Below are 18,731 nucleotides of genomic sequence, written 5' to 3' on the forward strand. Positions count from 1 at the left end.
CGCTAGTGCGTAGCCTTGATGCGGTCGACGACACGCTGAGCGAGGTCGTCGGGCTTGAACTTGGCCAGAAAGTCATCGGCCCCGACCTTCTTGACCATCGCCTGGTTGAATACCCCGGAAAGCGAAGTATGCAGGATGATGTGCAATTTTTGCATGCGCGGGTCGTTGCGGATCTCGGCGGTCAGGGTGTAGCCGTCCATTTCCGGCATTTCGATATCGGAAATCATCATCAGGAACTCTTCTTCCGGACGCTTGCCCTCATCCACCAGCTTGCGCAGGTATTCGAGCGCCTGGCGACCGTCATTGAGCGACACCACCTCGACCCCGACCGTCTGCAGGCAACGGCTGACCTGCTTGCGTGCCACCGACGAGTCATCGACCGTCAGCACCCGCAACATCACCGCCTTGTCCTGCACCTGGGCATCGACCACGCCCGCCGAGATCGCCTCGGAGGTCGGCGCCACTTCGGCAAGCACCTTTTCTACGTCGATGATCTCGACCATCCGGTTGTCGACCCGGGTCACTGCCGTGAGGTAATGATCGCGGCCGGTGCCCTTGGGTGGCGGATGGATCTCTTCCCAGTTCATGTTGACGATGCGCTCGACCGAGTGCACCAGGAACCCCTGGGTCTTGGTGTTGTACTCCGTGATGATCACGAAGCTCTTGCTGGTTTCTTCACGCAGGCCCGGCATACCGGTCGCCATCGCCAGATCGAGGATCGGAATGGTTGCCCCGCGGATATTGGCGACACCGCGCACTACCGGATTCGACTTGGGCAGTACCGTGAGGGGTGGGCATTGCAGCACCTCCCGCACCTTGAACACGTTGATCCCGTAGAGCTGATCCCCATTCAGTCGAAACAGCAGCAGCTCCAGACGATTCTGCCCCACCAGCTGCGTGCGCTGGTTCACCGAATCCATTACACCTGCCATGCCAGACTCCTTCACCCTACGCTTCGAGCCTCGTACCCAGTCGGCACGCGCTTTGCTATTTGAATTTCATGAACACGAAAACGACATTTTCCCGACGCTTGACCCGCCACCTGCCCGGCATCCTTGCTGCGCTGTGCCTGGTAGCGCCAGGAACAAGACCCCTGGCTGACGCTTTCACCTTGCCTGAACAGCTTATCGGTGTCACCCAAGGGTTTCTTGAGTTCACCGTTGAAGATTATCTGGCCAGCAGCCAGACCGAAGGCCGCTACGAAATCCAGGTCAACACCCTCGACCCGCGCCTGCGCATGCCGCTGTGCGACCAGCAACTGGACGCCAACCTCGAGAGCCCCGCTCAGCCTGTGGGCCGCGTTACCGTAAGGGTTCGCTGCAATGGCAGCTCCCCGTGGACGGTGTTCGTGCCGGCCCAGGTACGTCTTTTTCGCGAGGTGGTGACGGTGGTGCGGCCGCTCAAGCGCGAAAGCATCGTCGGCGAGCAGGATGTCGGCCTGCGCGAGCGCGACGTAGGGCTGCTGAACCAGGGTTTCCTGACCAGTCTGGACCAGGCGATCGGCCTCAAGGTTATCCGACCAACGGTTATGGATCAGGTACTTACCCCCCAGCATCTTGAGCAGGCCGAAGTGGTGCGCAAGGGTGATCACGTGGTCATCACCGCACGCAGCGCGAGCCTGAGCGTACGCATGCCAGGCGAGGCGCTTGCTAAGGGCGGCCTGAGCGAACAGATCCGGGTGCGCAATCTGAACTCCAAGCGCGTGGTCAAGGCCCGGGTCACCGGCCCAGGCCAGGTAGAGGTGGCCATGTAATGGCGTGAACCGAGAACAACCCTGGCGGTCGGGAACCGCTTTTCCTAAACTGTGTCCCATTGGGTGCCAAGAACCTGCCGCGCACGTTGCCCTGCAATTGCGCCTAAAGTTTTTTTCGGGTTGGCCGAAAACAAGGCAAGCGTCCAAATACCCAGAGGTTTTCTGATCATGGTCATCGACTTCAGTCGTTTGAATAACTCCCCGTCGGTTGGCACCGCCGGGCGCACTGGCAACAGCCAGGAAAGCGCCGCCAATGCTGCCCCGGCCAAAGCCGACACCACGGCGCAAACCAGCGCAAGCGGGGAAACCGTACACCTGAGCCACGAGGCCCAGCAGTTGCAGAAGGTCAGCGAACAGCTGCGCGAACAACCTGTTGTCAACAGCGCCCGGGTGGCGGAGTTGAAGAAGGCCATCGCCGACGGCAGCTACCAGGTCGACAGCAACCGCGTCGCCAGCAAACTGCTTAATTTCGAAGCCCAGCGCTAGCCCCTGGCGCGCTGACTTCAGGACGCTAGAACCCAAGAGCCAGCCATGCACGACACTACTCTGCTCAAACTGATCGAAGACGATATTGCTCCAGCGCAACAACTGCTCGAATTGTTGCAGACCGAGGCGATTGCACTGCACGGTCGCGACATGCCGCTGCTGGAAAACCTCCTGGCACGCAAGCAGTCGCTGGTGATCCTTCTCGATCAGCAAGGCCGACGTCGTAGTGAACTGCTCGCAAGCCTGGGCCTGAGCCAGGACCGCCAGGGCGTCGAGCAACTGGCCGCCCAATCGCACCTGGGCGAAAGCCTGCTGCAGCGACTGGATCTGCTGAGCAAGCTGCTTGCCGACTGCCAGGCGATCAACGAACGCAACGGCCTGTCGATCCAGATCCAGCAGAAGACCACGGCCAACCAGATCAGAATCCTCATGGGCGGCGAATCACCGACGCTCTACGACAGCCGGGGCTCGACCTCGCCCCTCGCCAAGCCACGGGCCCTCAGCCAGGCTTGATTCCCTGTATCAAGGCACGGAACATACTGGCAAAATGCCGTTAATTGCGTGTGTCGTTTTTGCCTGGAGATTGATTACCCGTGTTCAATGAAGCTGAAGCTCCGCAGCCTCCGAAGGTGTTGACCACCCCTTTGGAAATTGCCGCCAACTTGCGGTCGCTGCTAGAGAGCCATGACCCGCTGATCATCACCTTTCACGAACGCAGCCAGCGCTTCCAGAGCTACGTGGTCGAAGTCGACCGCGAGGGCAATCGCCTGGCCTTTGATGAAATGATCCCCCGCGACGGCGAACGTTTTCTCGAGAATGGCGAGCCGTTTCGAGTCGAGGGCTTTCACGACGGCGTGCGCATTGCCTGGGAGTGCAACACGCCGCTGACTATCAGCGAAGTCGACGGCCACCGCTGCTACCGTGGCGCGCTGCCGACCGAGGTGGCCTACCACCAGCGCCGCAATGCCTTCCGTGCCGCGCTCAAGCTGTCGCAACTGGTCGATATCAAGCTCGACGGCGACAAGCTCAAGGGCAAGGGCGAGCTCAAGGGCAAGCTGCTGGATATCTCGGCGACCGGCTGCAAGCTGCGCTTTGACGGCAACGTCGAGGAGCGCCTGCAACTGGGCCAGGTGTACGAGAAGTTTGCGACGGGTGCACCGCTGGGGTTGTCCCAGGTCGAGGTGGAGCTGCGCCACCTGCACTTTGAAGAGCGCTTGAACGCCACCTTTGCCGGTGTGCGCTTCCACAACCTGAACGGGCAGATGCAGCGCAAGGTCGAGACCTTCGTGTATCAGCTGCAGCGTGAAGCGCGGCGCTTCGATAAAGACGATTACTGATCCATGAGCCATCGCGGGGCAAGCCCGCTCCTACCTCGATAGGAGCGGGCTTGCCCCGCGATCTGCATCACACCGGCGCCGGCTTGTCCGGCCCTGTCCCGGGTTCGACCTCCCCTTCTTCTTCCTCGGTATCCTCAGCCGCCACCGGCGCCTGCATCTGATCCTGCACCACCTGTTCATCCACCCGCGGGTCGAGGGCTGCCGACAAGGGCGAGCCTGCCGCCGGCATCGCCACGTGATGCAGTGGCGCATCGTCGACCTGGTGCAAGCCGGTGACCGCTTTCGGGCGAATCCGCCACACCAGCACCAGCGCAAAGAACACAAAGAAGGCGTAGAGCATCTGGGTGCCGAAAAGCTTCATCAACACGCCCGCCACCAATGGCCCGACACTGGCGCCCACCCCATAGGTCACCAGCAGCATGGCGGTCAGCGATACCCGCCGCTCACTTTCCACATGGTCGTTGGAAAACGCCACCGCCAGCGGGTACAAGCTGAACTGCAGCAATGACACCGCAAACCCCGCCGCGAACAATATCACCAGCGGCACCGTCGGCATGATCGCCAGGGGCAAGGCTGTGACCGCCAGGCCTGCGGCGACGCTGCGGATCAACAATGCGCGGTCATAACGATCGGACAACCACCCCAGCGGCCATTGCACCAACAGGCCGGCGAAAATACAGCAGCCCATGTACAAGCCGATCTGCTCGGTGCTCAGCCCCTGCTTGGCGGCGTACAAGGGCGCCAGGCCATAGAAGGAGCCGACGATCAGCCCCGCCCCCAAAACCGTACTCAACGACTGCGGTACCCGCTTGATGAAGAAGCGCGGCTCCATCGGTGCCGGGCGCAAGGGCGCCGGGTGAATGCGCCGGGTCAGCGCGACCGGTACCAGGCACAAGGCAAAGCACATGGCGACCAGCATCAGCAGTTCAGGCCCCAGTTGCGGATGCGCGACCAGAATCAACTGCCCCAGCACCAGGCCCAGATAGGAAAAGATCATGTAGCCACTGAACACCGCGCCACGTTGCTTGGCATCGGCCTGCTCGTTGAGCCAGCTTTCGATGACCATGTACTGACACATCATCCCCAGGCCAACGATGACCCGCAGCACCAGCCAGGCCGGTAGCCAACTGACCAGGCCGTGACCGAGCACTGCCGCTCCGACGATCCCGGCACAGGTGGCATAGGCCCGAATGTGGCCGACCCGGGCAATCAGCCGGTGGCCGATCTTGCCGCCCAGGGCCAGGCCAAAATAGTTGGCCGCCATCAGCGCCCCCACCCACAGGCTGTCGACATGATCGGCAGCCAGCCTCAAGGTCAGGTAGGTACTCAACAAGCCGGAGCCGATCAACATCATCAGCGCAGCGAAATACAGCGCGCGAAAAGACTTCCAGATCTGTCGCATCAGCGTCCCTAACGGCCCCTTGAACAGGTGGAAAAACTGCTTGAAAGCATAAGTGAAATTACCGCTGCCGTAGGCGCCAGGCATAAAAAAAACAGGTGGCGACCTTCCGACCGGGAACGTCTACCACCTGCGTTTCGATCACACCTCAGCGCGCAGCGCCGGTTATGCCTGCGCTGCCAGCACGCGTCGCTCCCATGGGGTGATCTCATCGAAGAAACTGGTCAGCTCCATGGTCTTGGTGGCGATGTAGCCTTCGATGAACTCCTTGCCGAACAGTTCCCGCGCAAGCTCGCTTCGCTTCAGACGCTCAAGGGCAGCATGCAAGGTACAAGGCAGGCTCAGATGATCCGGCACGTCGAATTCGCCCTGGATCGGCGCCGTCGGTTCCAGTTGATGCTCGATGCCATGCAGGCCGGCGGCAAGGCTTGCGGCAATTGCCAGGTACGGGTTGGTATCGGCGCCCGGCAAACGGTTCTCGACCCGCCGAGCAACGGGAGAGCTGGCCGGAATGCGCAACCCGGCGGCGCGGTTGTCTTCAGACCAGCAGGCATTGTTGGGTGAGGCATAGGGGTGGCACAGGCGCTGGTAGGAGTTGACGTTGGGCGCGAACAACGCCGTGAAGTCGGCCATGCACGCCTGCAGGCCACCAATGAAGTGGTGGAAGGTAGCGGTCGGCTCGCCACCGGCATCGCTGAACACATTGCGCCCGCCTTCGATCTCCACCAGGCTCTGGTGAATGTGCATGGAGCTCCCCGGCGTGTGCGCCAGCGGCTTGGCCATGCACACCACGGTCAGGCCATGCTTTAGCGCCACTTCCTTGAGCAAGTGCTTGAACAGCAGGGTCTGGTCGGCCAGCAGCAACGGATCGCCGTGCAGCAGATTGATCTCGAACTGACTGACGCCCATCTCGTGCATGAAGGTATCGCGCGGCAGCCCCAGGGCCTCCATGCAGCGGTAGACCTCATTGAAGAACGGGCGCAGACCATTGTTGGAGCTAACGCTGAAGGCCGAGTAGCCCTCTTCGCGGCGGCGATCCTTGCCAAGTGGCGGCAGGAAGGGTTGGCTGGGGTCGCTGTTGGGGGCGAATACAAAGAACTCGAGCTCGGTGGCCACCACAGGGGCAAGACCCCGCGCGGCATAACGGGCGATCACCGCCTTGAGCAGGCCACGAGACGACAGGCCGGAGCTTTCGCCGCTGAGTTCGACGGCATCGCAGATCGCCAGGGCACGGGGCTCGTCACTCCAGGGCAAGCGGTGAATCTGCTGGGCATCGGCTACCAGGGCCAGGTCACCATCATCGCTGCCGTAGAAGCGTGCCGGTGGATAACCACCCATGATGCATTGCAGCAGGACGCCGCGGGCCATCTGCAAGCGACGGCCTTCGAGAAACCCTTCCGCGGTCATTACCTTGCCGCGCGGCACACCATTGAGGTCTGGCGTGACGCACTCGATTTCATCAATGCCCGTCAATCGCTCTGCGAGAGAACGCTGGCCACTGGTCGTCATGACACTATCCTTTTTGTTTTCGCATGCCGGGAACGGCGACAGCTACAACATAGGCGTGGGGCGTTTGAAATTTCAAGCAGTGATGCGATATGTGATCGTAATTTTATACAGCCTAGCCTTCATGTGAATACAACACCTGTGGACGGTTGAACTGGCCTCATCGCGGGGCAAGCCCGCCCCTGCCAAAGTCGTTCACACCGGCAAAGTCATGCCATTGGCCGGCAACGGTAGCGCGGTTTTGTAGCGCACCTGCTTCAAGGCAAAGCTCGAACGGATATTGGCCACCCCCGGCAGGCGCGTCAGGTAATCGAGAAACCGCTCCAGCGCCTGGATGCTCGGCAGCAACACCCGCAGCAAATAGTCAGGGTCGCCGGTCATCAAGTAGCACTCCATGACCTCCGGCCGCTCGGCAATCTCTTCTTCAAAACGATGCAGGGATTGCTCCACCTGCTTTTCGAGGCTGACATGAATGAACACATTGACGTCCAGGCCCAGCACTTCAGGCGCCAGCAAGGTCACCTGCTGGCGGATCACGCCCATCTCTTCCATGGCCTTGACCCGGTTGAAACACGGCGTGGGCGACAGGTTCACCGAACGCGCAAGCTCGGCATTGGTGATCCGGGCGTTTTCCTGAAGGCTGTTGAGAATGCCTATATCCGTACGATCCAGTTTGCGCATGAGAGAATTTCACCTGTTTTTTGTCTTTATAAGGAATGTTTATCCGCAAGCCAGAATAAAGGCAATGAACTTGAGAGAAATATTCTTCAGGCGCCCGAATATCATGTAGGACAAGACTGACTCCCTAGTCACAAGCCGGGGATTCAGCAGCGACCGCTTCAAAGCTCAACAAAAACACAAGACAGAGCGAGCGTAAAAAAGCATGAACGAGTACGCCCCCCTGCGTCTGCATGTGCCCGAGCCCACCGGCCGGCCAGGCTGCCAGACTGATTTTTCCTACCTGCGTCTGAACGATGCGGGCAAGGTCCGTAAACCTCCCGTCGATGTAGAAGCTGCCGATACCGCTGATATCGCCTACAGCCTGATCCGGGTGCTGGACGACAAAGGCAATGCCCTGGGCCCCTGGGCCGAGGACATCAGCCCCGAGATCCTGCGCCAGGGCATGCGCACCATGCTCAAGACCCGGCTGTTCGACAGCCGCATGGTGGTAGCCCAGCGGCAGAAGAAGATGTCCTTCTATATGCAGAGCCTGGGTGAAGAAGCCATCGGCAGCGGCCAGGCCATGGCCCTGAACCGCACCGACATGTGCTTCCCCACCTACCGCCAGCAAAGCATCCTGATGGCCCGCGACGTGTCGCTGGTCGAGATGATCTGCCAGTTGCTGTCCAACGAGCGCGACCCGCTCAAGGGCCGCCAGCTGCCGATCATGTACTCGGTGCGCGAAGCCGGCTTCTTCACCATCAGCGGCAACCTCGCGACCCAGTTCGTCCAGGCCGTGGGCTGGGCCATGGCCTCGGCCATCAAGGGCGATACCAAGATCGCCTCGGCCTGGATCGGCGATGGCGCCACCGCCGAGTCCGACTTCCACACCGCCCTGACCTTCGCCCACGTTTACCGCGCGCCGGTGATCCTCAACGTGGTCAACAACCAGTGGGCAATCTCCACCTTCCAGGCCATCGCCGGCGGTGAGTCGACCACCTTCGCCGGTCGTGGCGTGGGTTGCGGCATCGCCTCGCTGCGGGTCGACGGCAACGACTTCATCGCCGTCTACGCGGCCTCGCGCTGGGCCGCCGAACGTGCCCGTCGCGGCCTGGGCCCAAGCCTGATCGAGTGGGTCACCTACCGTGCCGGCCCGCACTCGACCTCGGACGATCCGTCCAAGTATCGTCCGGCCGACGACTGGAATCACTTCCCGCTGGGCGACCCGATCGCCCGCCTCAAACAGCACCTGATCGCCATCGGCCACTGGTCCGAGGAAGAGCACCAGGCGGTCACCGCCGAGCTCGAGGCCGAGATCATCAAGGCGCAGAAAGAAGCCGAGCAGTACGGCACCCTGGCCGGTGGCCAGATGCCGAGCCCGGCCTCCATGTTCGAGGACGTCTACAAGGAGATGCCGGAGCACCTGCGCCGGCAGCGCCAGGAACTGGGGATCTGAGATGAACGATCACAACACTTCAATTCAGTTGGACACCGCCATGGCGACTACCACCATGACCATGATCCAGGCCCTGCGCTCGGCCATGGACATCATGCTCGAGCGCGATGACAACGTGGTCGTCTACGGCCAGGACGTGGGTTACTTCGGCGGCGTGTTCCGCTGCACCGAAGGCCTGCAGACCAAGTACGGCAAGTCGCGCGTATTCGATGCGCCGATCTCCGAAAGCGGCATCGTCGGCACCGCCGTGGGCATGGGCGCCTACGGCCTGCGCCCGGTGGTCGAGATCCAGTTCGCCGACTACTTCTACCCGGCCTCCGACCAGATCGTGTCCGAGATGGCCCGCCTGCGCTATCGCTCGGCCGGCGAGTTCGTGGCCCCGCTGACCCTGCGCATGCCTTGTGGCGGCGGCATCTACGGCGGCCAGACCCACAGCCAGAGCCCTGAGGCGATGTTCACCCAGGTGTGCGGCCTGCGCACCGTGATGCCATCGAACCCCTACGACGCCAAAGGCCTGCTGATCGCCTCGATCGAGAACGACGACCCAGTGATCTTCCTGGAGCCCAAGCGCCTGTACAACGGCCCGTTCGACGGCCACCACGACCGCCCGGTAACGCCATGGTCGAAACACCCGGCCAGCGCCGTGCCCGACGGCTATTACACCGTGCCGCTGGACAAGGCTGCGATCACCCGCCCCGGCAATGACGTGACCGTGCTGACCTACGGCACCACCGTGTACGTGTCCCAGGTGGCGGCCGAAGAGACCGGCGTGGATGCCGAAGTCATCGACCTGCGCAGCCTGTGGCCATTGGACCTGGAAACCATTGTCGCCTCGGTGAAAAAGACCGGTCGCTGCGTGGTGGTTCACGAGGCCACCCGTACCTGCGGTTTCGGCGCCGAGCTGATCTCGCTGGTACAGGAACACTGCTTCCATCACCTCGAAGCCCCGATCGAACGCGTCACCGGCTGGGATACCCCCTACCCGCACGCGCAGGAATGGGCGTATTTCCCCGGCCCCTCGCGAGTGGGCGCGGCATTGAAACGGGTCATGGAGGTCTGAATGGGCACGCACGTCATCAAGATGCCGGATATCGGTGAAGGCATCGCACAAGTTGAACTGGTGGAATGGTTCGTCAAAGTGGGCGACACCGTCACCGAAGACCAGGTCGTGGCTGACGTCATGACCGACAAGGCCACGGTGGAAATCCCCTCGCCGGTCAGCGGCAAGGTCCTGGCCCTGGGTGGCCAGCCGGGTGAAGTCATGGCCGTGGGCAGCGAACTGATCCGCATCGAGGTCGAAGGCAGCGGCAACGCCCCTGCAGGACCCGCCACTGCAGAAGCAGGCTTGCCCCGCGAAGAAGCCCCCGCCAAACCCGCCCCTGCCCCGGCAGCCGCTTTGGCACCTGCACCGGCTCCGGCACCTACCGGCCACCAACCCGCCCCCATCGCCCCGCGCGAGGCCAACGAGCGCCCCCTGGCCTCCCCGGCCGTGCGCAAGCGCGCCCTGGATGTCGGCATCGAACTGCGTTATGTACATGGCAGCGGCCCGGCCGGGCGCATCCTGCATGAAGACCTGGATGCCTTCCTCACCCAGCCGACCCGTAGCACTCACGGTGCGCCAAGCGGCTACGCCAAGCGCAGCGACAGCGAGCAGATCCCGGTCATCGGCCTGCGCCGCAAGATCGCCCAGCGCATGCAGGACGCCAAGCGCCGCGTCGCACACTTCAGCTACGTCGAAGAAATCGACGTCACCGCCCTTGAAGAGCTGCGCCTGCACCTGAACAAGAAGTGGGGCGACAGCCGCGGCAAGCTGACCCTGCTGCCGTTCCTGGTTCGTGCCATGGTCCTGGCGCTACGCGAGTTCCCGCAGATCAACGCCACCTACGACGACGAAGGCCAAGTCATTACCCGCCACGGCGCGGTGCATGTGGGCATCGCCACCCAGGGCGACAACGGCCTGATGGTGCCGGTACTGCGTCATGCCGAAGCCGGCAGCCTGTGGAACAACGCAAGCGAGATCGTGCGCCTGGCCAATGCCGCCCGCACCAACAAGGCCAGCCGTGAGGAGCTCTCGGGCTCGACCATCACCCTGACCAGCCTCGGCGCCCTTGGCGGCATCGTCTCGACCCCGGTGGTCAATACCCCTGAAGTGGCGATTGTGGGAGTCAACCGCATGGTCGAACGACCCATGGTGATCAACGGCCAGATCGTGATCCGCAAGATGATGAACCTGTCCTCGTCCTTCGATCATCGCGTGGTCGATGGCATGGACGCTGCGCTCTTCATCCAGGCCATTCGCGGCCTGCTCGAACAACCCGCCAGCCTGTTTGTGGAGTGACCATGCAACAGACTCAGAACACTACCCTGCTGATCATCGGTGGCGGCCCTGGCGGTTACGTGGCGGCCATCCGTGCCGGCCAGCTGGGCATTCCAACCATCCTGATCGAGGGCCAGGCCCTGGGCGGCACCTGCCTGAACATCGGCTGCATCCCGTCCAAGGCGCTGATCCACGTAGCCGAACAGTTCCATCAAACCCAGCATCACAGCCAGCAGTCGAACCTGGGCATCAAGGTATCGCCACCTACCCTGGACATCGGCCAGAGCGTGGCCTGGAAAGACGGCATCGTCGATCGCCTGACCAGTGGCGTCGCCGCTCTGCTAAAAAAGCATGGGGTCAAGGTGATCCATGGCTGGGCGAAGATCCTTGACGGCAAGAACGTCGAAGTCGATGGCCAGCGCATCCAGTGCGAGCACCTGTTGCTCGCCACCGGTTCCAGCAGTGTCGAGCTGCCGATGCTGCCCCTGGGCGGCGCGATCATCTCGTCCACCGAAGCCCTGGCACCCAAGGCACTGCCCAAACACTTGACGGTGGTGGGTGGCGGCTATATCGGCCTGGAGCTGGGTATCGCCTATCGCAAGCTCGGCGTCGACGTCAGCGTGGTCGAGGCCCGCGAGCGGATCCTGCCCACCTACGACAGCGAGCTGACGGCGCCGGTGGCCGAATCGATCAACAAGCTCGGCATCACGCTCTACCTCAAGCACAGCGTCGAAGGATTCGATGCCGACAAGCAGCGTCTGCAGGTACGCGATCCGGCCGGCGAGCTGCTGCAACTGGATACCGATCAGGTGCTGGTGGCGGTCGGTCGCAAGCCACGCACCCAAGGGTTCAACCTGGAATGCCTGGACCTGAAGATGAACGGCTCGGCAGTGGCTGTCGACGAGCGTTGCCAGACCAGCATGCGCAACGTCTGGGCCATTGGCGACTTGAGCGGCGAACCGATGCTCGCCCACCGAGCCATGGCCCAGGGTGAAATGGTCGCCGAGATCATTGCCGGCAAGACCCGCCGCTTCGAGCCGAGCGCCATCGCCGCCGTGTGCTTCACCGACCCGGAGCTGGTGGTGGTTGGCAAGACCCCGAAAGACGCCGAGCAGGACGGCCTGGACTGCATCGTTGCGCAGTTCCCGTTCGCCGCCAATGGCCGGGCCATGACCCTGGAATCCAAAAGTGGTTTTGTGCGGGTGGTCGCCCGTCGCGACAACCACCTGATCCTGGGTTGGCAGGCGGTGGGCGTCGGCGTCTCGGAACTATCGACCGCGTTCGCCCAGTCACTGGAAATGGGCGCCCGCCTCGAGGATGTGGCCGGTACCATCCATGCCCACCCAACCCTCGGCGAAGCGGTCCAGGAAGCGGCATTGCGAGCACTGGGCCACGCCCTGCACCTATGAAACGACACTGAAGCGGCTGAGGCCGATTTGACCCGCTGCGCGCTTGCGCAGCGGGTATTTTTTTAGGCCTGGCTGGCAGCCTCGTTGCGGATCCAGTCAACGAACGCCTGTACCTCAGGGCGCTGCATCGCATCAGGGCGAGCGACCAGGTAATAGGCAAAACGCGAAGGCCAGGGCTTGTCCAGGGCCACGACCAACTTGCCGGCGTCGAGGTCTTCCTGCGCATGGGTATCCTGCACCAACGCAATACCTTGCCCTGCTGCCGCCGCGCGCAACAGCAGCAGGTCGTCTTCGAAACTCATCCCGCGCCGCGCCTGATCCCTCACATGCACTCCATGAGCCTTTAGCCAGAGCCCCCAGTCGGCACGATCACTTTCCTGCAGCAGTGGGTAGTTCAGACAATCCTCCGGTTCGACAATCTTCGGTCCCTTGGCAAGCAGCCCCGGGCTTGCGACCGGTAACAACACGGGCGCCATCAACCGAACCGATTGCAGCCCCGGATAATGGCCAAGGCCGTGTCGCAAGGCGACGTCGACCCTGTCGCGGGTGAAATCCACCAAGCTTGACGATGCCTCGACCCGCACTTCGATCTGTGGATGCAACGCGCTGAAGCGGCTGATTCTCGGCACCAGCCAGGCAGCGGCAAATGACGGGACCGTGCTGATGGTCAGGGTCTTTTCGACCGCCAGGTTCTCCAGTAGCGAAAGTGACTTTTCAATCTGATCGAAGCTGCGCAGCAGGTCGGGATAAACCCGTGCGCCGGCCTCGGTGAAGTGAACCCCATGGCGACTGCGCACGAAGAGGGCAACGCCGATGCGCGCTTCCAACAGTCGAATCTGCTGACTGACGGCCCCGGGGGTGACACCGAGACGTTCGGCCGCCGCCTTCAGGCTGCCCAAACGCCCGGCTTCAGTAAAAGCGCGCAATGCAAGTAACGGTAAGACGGCGCCCATGACCTGTCCTTGGTTTAGAAAATCTAATGTGTAGAGGGAGGAATGATCGTTTTTCAGCCAGCTGTTACCTACCTAGGATAGCCAACATGGCATCGGCCATAACTTAGCTCATCTAAGGCTGGAACCGTCAATGAAGCCTCCTGAATTGATCCTGTACACCGACAGCTCACCCAATGGATTCAAAATCACCATCGCCCTTGAAGAGCTCGATGTGCCGTACACCCTCAGGCACGTGCAGATCGACCAAGGCGAACACCGCCATGCCGCGTTTCTCGAGCTCAATCCTCATGGGCGCATTCCCGTGCTGGTGGACGAAGGTACCGGCATCGTGCTGTTCGAGTCCGCAGCAATCCTGTTGTACCTGGCCGAAAAATTCGGTCGCCTGCTGCCGGATGACCATGAGTCGCGTTGGTTGGCCATCACCTGGTTGATGTTTCACGCCTCGAGCATGGGGCCATTGCTTGGCCAGCGCGTGCACTATGAGCTGTTCGACAGCACGCCGAATACGGCAGTGATCGACCGCTACCAACGCCTCACCGAAGACACATTCGCCACCCTGGACGCTCGCCTGCAGCACAACGATTGGCTGGCAGGGCGTGAATACAGCATCGCCGACATCGCCACCTTCGGCTGGATGCACATCGTGCGCATCATCGCGTTCGACTTCAGCCGTTACCCCCACCTGAGCGACTGGTACGCGCGCGCCAACCAGCGCCCGGCCGTGCAGCGCGGCATTCGCCTGCCTGCACCTGCCACCGGCCCCTGAAACTCACTTCAAAAGAGACGCGGCATGAACAACACCGTGATACGCATCGCCCCGCCCGCCACTCGTGGCGCCAGCGCACCCGATTTTGCCGGGCACCCGGGCTACAACCGCATGTTTGTGCAAGGCCAATTGACGCTGGGGATTTTTTTGCCGCTGCGCTTCTATGCAGGCGACATGAGTGTCATGGTCGGCCAGGCAGACCTTGTCAGCGAAATTGACCGGCTTGGATTTGCTGCCGTCTGGGTCCGGGATGTCCCCTTGTTCGATCCCTCCTTTGGCGATGCCGGCCAAGTGTTCGACCCGTTCACTTACCTGGCCTACCTCGCCGCCAGAACCCGGCGCATCGCCTTGGCCACCGGCAGTGCGATCTTTTCCCTACGCCATCCGATCGACCTCGCCAAAGCGGCTTCAAGCATCGACCAACTGTCGGGCGGGCGCCTGGTCATGGGCATCGCCTCCGGCGACCGACCTGTCGAGTTCCCGGCCTATGGCCTGCAGCACAGCCAGCGCGCAGAACGCTTCGCCGCAGCGGTGGACTACTTTCGGCAGCTGTTGCAGGGTACTGCACCAACCATTGCCTCATCGCTCGGGCACCTGGATGGCGCGCAGCTGCTGCCCAAGCCCACCAGTGGAAAAATCCCGCTGCTGGTCACCGGGACATCGCGCCAGTCGATGCAGTGGCTGGGGGAACATGCCGATGGCTGGCTGACCTACCCGCACGCAACGCATACCATCGCAGGCCCAAGGCAACTTGCAGAGAAAGTCAGCGCCTGGCGCAGCCACATTCCAGACCGGGGATTTCGCCCTCATGTAACCAACGAATGGATCGACCTGGACGAAAACCCGGACTGCCCACGCACCCCGCTACGTGGCGGCTACGTATTGCGAACCGGCCGCAAGGGCCTGATTGAACTGCTCGGTGAGTGGCGCGATGCCGGTGTGAACCATGGAGCGCTGGGCATCCACCTGGCGCAACGACCCGCACAGGAAATCATTCAGGAACTGGGCGAAGAGGTACTGCCCCTGTTTCCGTCCCATGACGGGCCATTGCCCCTGCCGCAGCAGTGGTGATCGGCTTGCGCCCGGGTAAGCAGCTGCACTGTAAGAGCAGGCAGCAGCGGCGAAGCTGTGCCAGATGGCGGGAAATTTTGGAAGACTTCGTTTGAATGGTGTCCCAGGGCAGGTTCGAACTGCCAACCTTCCCCTTAGGAGGGGGATGCTCTATCCAATTGAGCTACTGAGACACAAAAGCCGGCAACGAGCGCTGCACGGCAAAGGACGGCGAGCATGTTAACCACCATGCAACCATTTGTCATGTCATCCGTGGGGCTTTTTGCCAACGGTTTATGTCTGGTTGCAGGGCGCAATCGTGCATTCTGCAACAAGGCAGTGAGACATCATTGCAAAGTGCACGGGAACGCTTACCAAAAACGAAAATAAGCTATTGATTTTAAACAATTAAATATGGGAGCACGCATGGCATGCAGCATGCATTTTCCTCTTCATAAAAATGAATTGCGTGGAGCATGCCAAATGAACCGCACCCTGCTTCTACTCAACGCCCTGGCATTGACCGCCGTGGTTGGCCTGGCTGTGCAAGGGCAAAGCCAGGCAGCACCCGAGCAGGTGCGTTCGGCACCTGCCATGAAGGCGCAAGTGGCAGTGTTCGACAGGGCCTCGGCAAACGCGAGTGAACAGCCGCGCCTGTCAGGCGACGTGGGGGCTCCAGCTGTCATCTTCTGAGGTGCCCATGTGGGCTAGCAGTCCCTCATCGCGCAGCAGTGCAATCAGGCGCTTGACGGCAGCCTCGAGCGCGGTGGAGTTATCCAGCAAGTGCACCGTGGAATCGTGCAAGGACAATTGCTGGCTCCGTGCCAGGCGCCGCTCGATATCCTCGACGCTTTCACGCCCGCGAGCCAGCAAGCGCTGGCGCAATACCCGGCGATCGACCGTGAGCAGGATCGCCAGTAGATCCGGGTAGCGCTCCCGAGCATTGGCCAGGTGCGCCCGCGAACCATTGACCAGTACTGCATGCCCTTTCGCCAACCAGGTATCGATTTCCACGGGTATCCCGTACGCCAGCCCATTGGCTCGCCAATGCAAGGCAAAGGCGCCTTCGGCGCAGAGTTGCTCAAAGCGCTCGGCGCAGACACCCAGCGCCTTTTCACCCTTGGCTTCGGCCGAACGGGTAATAACGCGCTGGGCAATCTGGACCTGGTTGGCCAGGAGCGTTGCACGCGCTGCATCGATCAATGAGTCTTTTCCGGCACCGGAAGGCCCCATCAGATAGATCAAGCGGCCAGGGATCGCTGTACCTGGGGCCGCGCTTGCGTCATGCTGCATAGCCACTATGCTCATTAGAAGGGAAACCTGCGCATTCTAGACGCATTCCAGGGCTCTTTGCGCCCGTGATGCAAAGGTGTGAAGCGCGGGCCGACGGACTGGCACCGAACAAAATGAAAACTTTTCAAACCAGTCCTCATTTCTGATAATTGGTACTGGCATAACGCCTTTATCCGGATCAAGATTTGTCACAGAATTGACGCCAAGGAACCGGCGACAATGAGGCATGATTCGTACCTCATTCACAATTCAGGTTGAACATTTTGTCGCCGTGATGGTCGTAGTGACATCGTGCGGCCAATTTCGAGAACCGCTTCCCCTGAACTAAAACCGGTCAATTATATGCGCCCAATGAAACAGGCTATTTACTCAAGCCGCACCGCTGACAAATTCGTCGTCCGCCTGCCCGACGGAATGCGTGAGCGCATTGCCGAGGTAGCGCGCAACCACCACCGCAGCATGAACTCGGAAATCATCGCCCGCCTGGAGCAAAGCCTGATCCAGGAAGGAGCCCTGGGTGATGACCTGAGCATGCGTCTGGACAGCCCGGAGCTGTCGCTGCACGAACGCGAGTTGCTGCAACGCTTCCGCCAACTTTCCCACCGCCAGCAGAACGCGCTGGTGGCCCTGATTGCCCACGATGTCGAAATGGCAGCTGACGCTTCCTGATACCGGACACCGCAATTGAAAAAGCCAGCGAAAGCTGGCTTTTTTGTGGCTGCGATTCGAGGATTGGCTAGAGCAGGAAAATGGTCGCCAGGCCCAGGAAGATAAAGAACCCACCACTGTCGGTCATGGCGGTGATCATCACGCTGGCGCCCATAGCCGGATCGCGCCCCAGGCGCGCCAGGGTCATTGGAATCAGCACGCCCATCAACGCGGCAAGCAGCAAGTTGAGCGTCATGGCTGCGGTCATCACCACACCCAGCGACCAGCTACCGTACAGCAGGTACGCCACCACGCCGATCACCCCACCCCACACCAAACCATTGATCAAGGCCACTGCCAGCTCCTTGCGCATCAGTCGCGAGGTGTTGCCGGGGCTGACCTGGTCGAGCGCCATGGCGCGCACGATCATGGTGATAGTCTGGTTGCCGGAGTTGCCGCCGATACCCGCGACGATCGGCATCAAGGCCGCCAAGGCCACCAGCTTCTCGATCGAGCCTTCGAACAGACCGATCACTCGAGAGGCCACGAATGCCGTGATCAGGTTGATGGCCAGCCACGCCCAACGGTTGCGCAACGAACGCCAGACCGAGGCGAAGATGTCTTCTTCTTCGCGCAGACCAGCCATGTTCAGCACTTCAGTCTCGCTCTCTTCCCGGATCAGGTCGACCATCTCGTCAATGGTCAAGCGACCAATCAGGCGACCGTTCTTGTCCACTACCGGCGCCGATACCAGGTCGTAGCGCTCGAAGGCCTGCGCGGCATCGTAGGCGTCTTCTTCGGGCTGGAACACCACCGGGTCGTCGGCCATGACTTCGGCGACTTTCTTTTCCGGGTCGTTGACCAGCAAGCGCTTGATCGGCAGCACGCCCTTGAGAATGCCGTCGTAATCGACCACGAACAGTTTGTCGGTATGCCCTGGCAGCTCCTTGAGGCGACGCAGATAGCGAAGGACCACTTCCAGGCTGACGTCTTCGCGGATGGTGACCATCTCGAAGTCCATCAGCGCACCGACCTGCTCCTCGTCATAGCTCAACGCCGAGCGCACGCGCTCACGCTGCTGGGCATCGAGGGTTTCCATCAGCTCATGGACAACGTCGCGCGGCAGCTCCGGCGCAAGGTCGGCGAGCTCGTCGGCGTCCATTTCCTTGGCGGCCGCGAGCAACTCGTGATCGTCCATGTCGGCGATCAGCGTTTCACGAACCGAGTCGGATACTTCCAGGAGGATGTCACCGTCGCGCTCGGCCTTGACCAGTTGCCAGACGGTCAGACGATCGTCCAGGGGCAAGGCTTCGAGAATATAGGCGACGTCGGCAGAGTGCAGATCATCAAGCTTGCGTTGCAGCTCGACGAGGTTCTGGCGGTGGACGAGGTTTTCTACCAGGTCATGGTGATGACCTTCCTGACGGTGGGTCAGGTCTTCAACCACACGCTGACGCTGCAGCAGCTCGACCACCTGGGCAAGGCGATCCTGCAAGCTCTCTTGCGTCTTTTTTACTTCATTTTCAGTCATAGGCGAACTCCACTCCCAGCAGCGGAGCACGCCGGGAGATTCAATCAGTCAGATCTTGATTGGCAAAACTTGCTATTGAGTAACTACTGGGTAAGTCCATGGTGGTATTCCACAAGCCCCGGCGGGGCTGACGGGCGCAATCATACACCGCTTGAGCTGTCAGGGGG

General features: G+C 61.4%; 19 protein-coding genes and 1 tRNA gene. 12 read left to right on the plus strand and 8 right to left on the minus strand.

All coding sequences use genetic code 11. The annotated features are described in order from the left end of the window. Positions 1-2 precede the first annotated feature (2 nt). Positions 3-932 carry a chemotaxis protein CheV gene (locus tag NPS58_RS25580; RefSeq protein WP_274118024.1) on the minus strand — a complete coding sequence of 310 codons (930 nt, stop codon included), beginning with the start codon at positions 930-932 and terminating at the stop codon, positions 3-5. Between the two features lie 68 nt (positions 933-1,000). Between NPS58_RS25580 and flgA the strand changes: the two genes are divergently transcribed. The 4 genes from flgA (at position 1,001) to NPS58_RS25600 (ending at position 3,576) form a co-directional block, all read left to right on the plus strand. Continuing rightward, positions 1,001-1,753, plus strand: coding sequence for a flagellar basal body P-ring formation chaperone FlgA (gene flgA / locus NPS58_RS25585; protein WP_274118025.1), 753 nt, complete (start codon positions 1,001-1,003; stop codon positions 1,751-1,753). Positions 1,754-1,921: 168 nt separating this feature from the next. Next, positions 1,922-2,239: a flagellar biosynthesis anti-sigma factor FlgM gene (gene flgM / locus NPS58_RS25590; protein ID WP_274118026.1), complete on the plus strand. Its 318-nt coding sequence runs from the start codon at positions 1,922-1,924 to the stop codon at positions 2,237-2,239. A 45-nt stretch (positions 2,240-2,284) separates the two neighbouring features. Then, the gene (locus NPS58_RS25595; RefSeq protein ID WP_274118027.1) at positions 2,285-2,752 is read left to right on the plus strand and encodes a flagella synthesis protein FlgN; all 468 of its coding nucleotides are present in this window, start codon (positions 2,285-2,287) and stop codon (positions 2,750-2,752) included. Between the two features lie 80 nt (positions 2,753-2,832). After that, positions 2,833-3,576, plus strand: a complete 744-nt coding sequence (locus NPS58_RS25600; protein ID WP_274118028.1) for a flagellar brake protein — start codon at positions 2,833-2,835, stop codon at positions 3,574-3,576. A gap of 67 nt (positions 3,577-3,643) precedes the next feature. Here NPS58_RS25600 and NPS58_RS25605 read toward each other — a convergent pair whose 3' ends face one another. From NPS58_RS25605 to bkdR, 3 genes are all read right to left on the minus strand, one after another. Beyond that, positions 3,644-4,978: an MFS transporter gene (locus tag NPS58_RS25605; RefSeq protein WP_274118029.1), complete on the minus strand. Its 1,335-nt coding sequence runs from the start codon at positions 4,976-4,978 to the stop codon at positions 3,644-3,646. Positions 4,979-5,140: 162 nt separating this feature from the next. Next, complete coding sequence (locus NPS58_RS25610; protein ID WP_274118257.1) at positions 5,141-6,382, minus strand: glutamine synthetase family protein; 1,242 nt, start codon at positions 6,380-6,382, stop codon at positions 5,141-5,143. 294 nt (positions 6,383-6,676) lie between these two features. After that, positions 6,677-7,162 carry a Bkd operon transcriptional regulator BkdR gene (gene bkdR, locus NPS58_RS25615; RefSeq protein ID WP_274118030.1) on the minus strand — a complete coding sequence of 162 codons (486 nt, stop codon included), beginning with the start codon at positions 7,160-7,162 and terminating at the stop codon, positions 6,677-6,679. Between the two features lie 202 nt (positions 7,163-7,364). On the opposite strand from bkdR, the gene NPS58_RS25620 reads away from it, so the two are divergent. The 4 genes from NPS58_RS25620 to lpdA are packed head-to-tail and all read left to right on the plus strand — an operon-like array spanning position 7,365 to position 12,323. After that, positions 7,365-8,597 carry a 3-methyl-2-oxobutanoate dehydrogenase (2-methylpropanoyl-transferring) subunit alpha gene (locus NPS58_RS25620; RefSeq protein ID WP_274118031.1) on the plus strand — a complete coding sequence of 411 codons (1,233 nt, stop codon included), beginning with the start codon at positions 7,365-7,367 and terminating at the stop codon, positions 8,595-8,597. 1 nt (position 8,598) lies between these two features. Beyond that, positions 8,599-9,657 carry an alpha-ketoacid dehydrogenase subunit beta gene (locus tag NPS58_RS25625; protein WP_274118032.1) on the plus strand — a complete coding sequence of 353 codons (1,059 nt, stop codon included), beginning with the start codon at positions 8,599-8,601 and terminating at the stop codon, positions 9,655-9,657. After that, positions 9,658-10,935 (plus strand): dihydrolipoamide acetyltransferase family protein, encoded by a 1,278-nt coding sequence (locus tag NPS58_RS25630; RefSeq protein ID WP_274118033.1) that lies wholly within the window; start codon positions 9,658-9,660, stop codon positions 10,933-10,935. It abuts the gene before it with no gap. A 2-nt stretch (positions 10,936-10,937) separates the two neighbouring features. Further along, entirely contained in the window at positions 10,938-12,323 is a 1,386-nt protein-coding gene (lpdA, locus tag NPS58_RS25635) for a dihydrolipoyl dehydrogenase (protein ID WP_274118034.1), read from the plus strand. A gap of 62 nt (positions 12,324-12,385) precedes the next feature. Here lpdA and gcvA read toward each other — a convergent pair whose 3' ends face one another. Next, on the minus strand, positions 12,386-13,276 hold the full coding sequence (gcvA, locus tag NPS58_RS25640; RefSeq protein WP_274118035.1) for a transcriptional regulator GcvA: 891 nt from the start codon (positions 13,274-13,276) through the stop codon (positions 12,386-12,388). Between the two features lie 130 nt (positions 13,277-13,406). Here gcvA and NPS58_RS25645 point away from each other — a divergent pair, with 130 nt between their 5' ends. Together NPS58_RS25645 and NPS58_RS25650 are read left to right on the plus strand one after the other, a co-directional pair. After that, positions 13,407-14,042: a glutathione S-transferase family protein gene (locus NPS58_RS25645; RefSeq protein WP_274118036.1), complete on the plus strand. Its 636-nt coding sequence runs from the start codon at positions 13,407-13,409 to the stop codon at positions 14,040-14,042. A 24-nt stretch (positions 14,043-14,066) separates the two neighbouring features. Further along, positions 14,067-15,113 carry an LLM class oxidoreductase gene (locus NPS58_RS25650; protein ID WP_274118037.1) on the plus strand — a complete coding sequence of 349 codons (1,047 nt, stop codon included), beginning with the start codon at positions 14,067-14,069 and terminating at the stop codon, positions 15,111-15,113. A 96-nt stretch (positions 15,114-15,209) separates the two neighbouring features. Here NPS58_RS25650 and NPS58_RS25655 read toward each other — a convergent pair. Further along, positions 15,210-15,286 (minus strand) — tRNA-Arg (locus NPS58_RS25655). A 289-nt stretch (positions 15,287-15,575) separates the two neighbouring features. On the opposite strand from NPS58_RS25655, the gene NPS58_RS25660 reads away from it, so the two are divergent. Continuing rightward, positions 15,576-15,785, plus strand: a complete 210-nt coding sequence (locus NPS58_RS25660; protein WP_274118038.1) for a hypothetical protein — start codon at positions 15,576-15,578, stop codon at positions 15,783-15,785. Here the strand turns inward: NPS58_RS25660 and phnN are convergent. Next, the gene (gene phnN / locus NPS58_RS25665; RefSeq protein ID WP_274118258.1) at positions 15,750-16,385 is read right to left on the minus strand and encodes a phosphonate metabolism protein/1,5-bisphosphokinase (PRPP-forming) PhnN; all 636 of its coding nucleotides are present in this window, start codon (positions 16,383-16,385) and stop codon (positions 15,750-15,752) included. The genes NPS58_RS25660 and phnN overlap by 36 nt on opposite strands. Positions 16,386-16,727: 342 nt before the next feature. Between phnN and NPS58_RS25670 the strand changes: the two genes are divergently transcribed. Beyond that, the gene (locus NPS58_RS25670; RefSeq protein WP_015271261.1) at positions 16,728-17,054 is read left to right on the plus strand and encodes an Arc family DNA-binding protein; all 327 of its coding nucleotides are present in this window, start codon (positions 16,728-16,730) and stop codon (positions 17,052-17,054) included. 67 nt (positions 17,055-17,121) lie between these two features. Here the strand turns inward: NPS58_RS25670 and mgtE are convergent, their stop codons facing one another. Next, on the minus strand, positions 17,122-18,564 hold the full coding sequence (gene mgtE, locus NPS58_RS25675; RefSeq protein WP_274118039.1) for a magnesium transporter: 1,443 nt from the start codon (positions 18,562-18,564) through the stop codon (positions 17,122-17,124). Positions 18,565-18,731 lie beyond the last annotated feature (167 nt).

The sequence above is a fragment of the Pseudomonas putida genome (genome assembly GCF_028682455.1).
In the GTDB taxonomy this organism is placed as follows: domain Bacteria; phylum Pseudomonadota; class Gammaproteobacteria; order Pseudomonadales; family Pseudomonadaceae; genus Aquipseudomonas; species Aquipseudomonas putida_AA.